Below are 3,416 nucleotides of genomic sequence, written 5' to 3'. Positions count from 1 at the left end.
ACAGTTTTGGTTGATTTCTCTCTAGCGCTTAGTAGTCGGGGCTGTGGGCGATTGCGGGAATCGCGCAGCGATTTGCGCAACGTCCATAGCCCGGTGCCCCGTCTGCTCACGAGTGGACCCCGCGTAGTCTCACCTCGCCCTGGTGGAAGCGTCCGAGCAGCATCGGGCCAAAATGAATCGACCAGACGCCGTCGTGGATTTCCTCCATTCCAACGTCCTGATCAGCCAGAGCCTGGGTTAAATGAAGCCACTGGGAGTTCCAGCTGATGCAGCCGTTGGATCCGACGCGGCGGATTTCGAAATGACCCGGATACTCCAGCGGCGGCAGCCGCTGCGGGAAGGGACGTGGAGAGGGTCGGTAGAGGGTGGCAGGAGGCTTTTGACACAGAGACTCGTGGGGGCGTTGCTCGTTGTACTCGCGACGGAAGCGATCGAAGCGTCTCTGCTGCGCCGCAAGGTTGGCTTGCGGCGGGCGGGCCGTCTCTTCCTTGAGGGTACGGTGCATCCGTTCATGGCTGGCGTTCTGCTCGGGATGGGACGGCTCGATGAGAACGGGCAGGATGCCCAGCCGGATCCACCAGACCGACAGGGCCGAGAGCCTTCCGATGGCAATGGAGGCAAAGGGGGCGCCGTTGTCGGTGCGAATGGCCTGAGGAAGGCCGTATTCCCGAAACAGCCGTTCGAAGATCGCCCGGCTGCTCTGCGTCCCGCTGGAGCGCAAAGCCTGACAACCCAAAAGGTACCGGCTCAGAAAGTCGGCAACCGTCAGCGGGTAGCAGTAGCGGGCGTCCCCGGTTCGGAACTGCCCCTTGAAGTCCGCCGTCCACAGGTCGTTGGGTTGCAGCGCCGGGTAAAGGCTGCGTCCCGGATGCTCCACCCGACGGCGGAAGGGCCGGCCTCGCACCAGACCATGGCGCTTAAGGATCTCTCCGGCCGTACTAGCGGCCGGCCAGGTTTGCTCAGAACGATGGTCTTCCAGCCAGGCAATCAACTTCTTGGGCCCCCAGCTGGGATGCCGCCGGCGCGCCTCCAGCACCCCACCGACGACCTGCTCGGGCGTCCGGTGCGGAGAACTCTTCGGCGCCCGCGACCGCTCCTTCAACCCGTCCAACCCTTCCTGCTCGAACCGCTCCACCCACTTGTACCCCGTCTTGCGGCTGATCCCATGCAGCTGTGCCAGCTCCGTCATCGAAAAGATCCCATCGCTGAATGCTGCCACCAACTTCACTCGCTCCCTCATCGGTGTCGTCTCGCTCCATGGCATCTGGCCCCTCCTCGGAGCCCATCCTGCGCGAAACTGTCACCTATCTCCCCGGTCCAATCTGTTACCCATGTCCCCGGTCTGTACCCTTCGCAGCGTTCAGAGCTTGCCCTGAGCTGGAAGGCACAGCTTGACCAGAAAAGCAGATCCTTCGCTGCGCTCAGGATGACAGAGAAGAAGCGAAGGGATGACAGGAAAGAGAGCGAAGGGATGACAAGTTAGAAAAGGACATCCTCACGCGAGCACGTCGCGGCGCAGGAACACCACGAACGCCGCGAGGACCGCGGCGGCGGCCCAGATCGTCAAGACCGTCACCGCGAAGCCGACCGTGATGCCCGGGATCGGCGGGGGAGAGCCCGAGTAATAGTCGGGGAGCGGGAGATTCGTTACGAACAGGTACTTCTGCGCCTCCCACGACGGCGCCACTCGCGGCAGGATCGTTCCGGCGATGAGCGCCGCGAACATCGTCCCCATGGCGGCAGCGGTCGAGCGCAGCAGAACGGAAGTCAGAAGGGCGAGGGCTCCGACCGAAAGGGCCGCGAACCAGGCCAGGCCGAACACGAGGAGCGTGTCTTTCCAGAGGACGAGGGAACGGACCGTCGTGACGTCGAAAGCGTCGGCGCCGGAGAGGCGAAACCCCGTCAGGACCGGAGCGCCCCATCCGGCAAAGCCGAACGCCGCGCCGCCGAAGGCGTAGGCCACGGCGCCTCCGGCGAGCACCATCAGGGTGATCGCGAGGACGAGCGCGGCGAGCTTGGATGCGAGCACGGCGGCGCGGGAGACCGGCCGCGTCAGCAAGAGCTTGATTGTCCCCTGCGAGAACTCCGAGGACACGATGTCCGAGCCGAAGACCAGGGCCAGCAGCGGCAAGAGCAGGTAGCTCGAAGCGTTGGCGAAGAGCCTGACGAAGAGCGGCCCGCTGATCGCGTCAGGGTCCACGTTGCGGTCCACGTGATACTGGAGCCGCGCCATCTCGAAGTGCGTCCAGCGTTCCGCCGTCCTGGGCATCCGTCCCGAGCGCACCTGGTTCTGCATCCTGGCGATGCGCTCCTGGACCCGCACGCGCCAGTTCTCCTTGCCGAGGAAGCGTTCGCGCCCCTTGATCTGCGCATACACGATCAGCCCGATCAGCGCGACCAGAATCAGGAGCACGACGCGGAAGCGGCGGCGCTTGAGTAGCTTCAGCACTTCATTCTCGACAAGGGGAAGAAATCTCATTCGTTCATCCTTCGCTTCGAGTCGCAATTGACGATTGACGGATTGACTGATTGACTGATTGACGATTGACTCGTCGTATCCTCCGTGCGTGCTTAATCGTCAATCTTTCAATCTCTCAATCTTAAATTCCTCAGACGGTTTCTCCTCCCGTGACTTCCAGAAACACTTCTTCCAGCGAGGATGCTTTCGGCTCGACGGCGAAGATCTCGATTCCTTCGCGGGCGAGCGCCGCGACGGCTTGCGGGAGCTTTTCTCTTTCAGTGTGGGTAATCACGGTCTCCTCGTTTTCGAGCAGGGGGGGCTCTCCGCCGCCGAAGGGGCGAAGGACCTCCGCGGCTCGGGCGGCGGGGCGGACGCGCCAGCGCGTCGCGCCGGAAGAGGAGCGGTCGAGCAGCTCCCGCACCGGCCCGGTGGCCAGCGCGCGGCCGCGGTGGATGATCGTGACCCGATCGCACATCTGCTCGACCTCGGAGAGAAGATGGCTCGAGACGAAAACGGCGATGCCGCGTTGCGAAGCCAGCAGGCGGACGAGGCGCCGGATCTCGCGGATTCCCGCGGGGTCGAGGCCATTGGCCGGCTCGTCCAGGATGAGGAGATCCGGGGCGCCCAGCAGTGCCTGAGCGATCCCCAGGCGCTGGCTCATTCCGAGAGAATAGGTCTCGACTTTCTCGTCCAGCCGCTCCTCCAGCGCTACGAGCCTGGCGAGCTCCGGAATTCGCTCCTCCGCCCCGCCGGGAAGCATCCGCGCGAAGTGCAGCAGGTTCTCCCGCCCGGTCAGGTAGCTGTAGAGGTCAGGCGATTCGACGATCGAGCCGACATGCGCCATGGCCCGGGCGAAATCGCGCGACACATCGAAGCCCCGGATGCGCACGCGCCCGCGGTCGGGGCGCGCCAGGCCGACGAGCATCCGGATGGTCGTCGTCTTGCCCGCGCCGTT

General features: G+C 64.3%; 3 protein-coding genes. All 3 read right to left on the bottom strand.

Translation table 11 applies throughout. The features are described 5' to 3' along the window. Nucleotides 1–106: 106 nt before the first annotated feature. Nucleotides 107–1,264 (bottom strand): IS481 family transposase, encoded by a 1,158-nt coding sequence (locus VGR67_16205; GenBank protein ID HEV8337954.1) that lies wholly within the window; start codon nt 1,262–1,264, stop codon nt 107–109. Between the two features lie 231 nt (nt 1,265–1,495). Continuing rightward, nucleotides 1,496–2,479, bottom strand: a complete 984-nt coding sequence (locus VGR67_16200; GenBank protein ID HEV8337953.1) for an ABC transporter permease — start codon at nt 2,477–2,479, stop codon at nt 1,496–1,498. A 130-nt stretch (nt 2,480–2,609) separates the two neighbouring features. Beyond that, nucleotides 2,610–3,416, bottom strand: an 807-nt coding sequence (locus VGR67_16195) for an ABC transporter ATP-binding protein (GenBank protein ID HEV8337952.1), incomplete at its 5' end; no start/stop codon positions are given.

Source organism: Candidatus Polarisedimenticolia bacterium (assembly GCA_036004685.1).
Classification (GTDB): Bacteria; Acidobacteriota; Polarisedimenticolia; order Gp22-AA2; family AA152; genus DASYRE01.
This window is presented reverse-complemented; position numbering and strand designations above follow the sequence as displayed.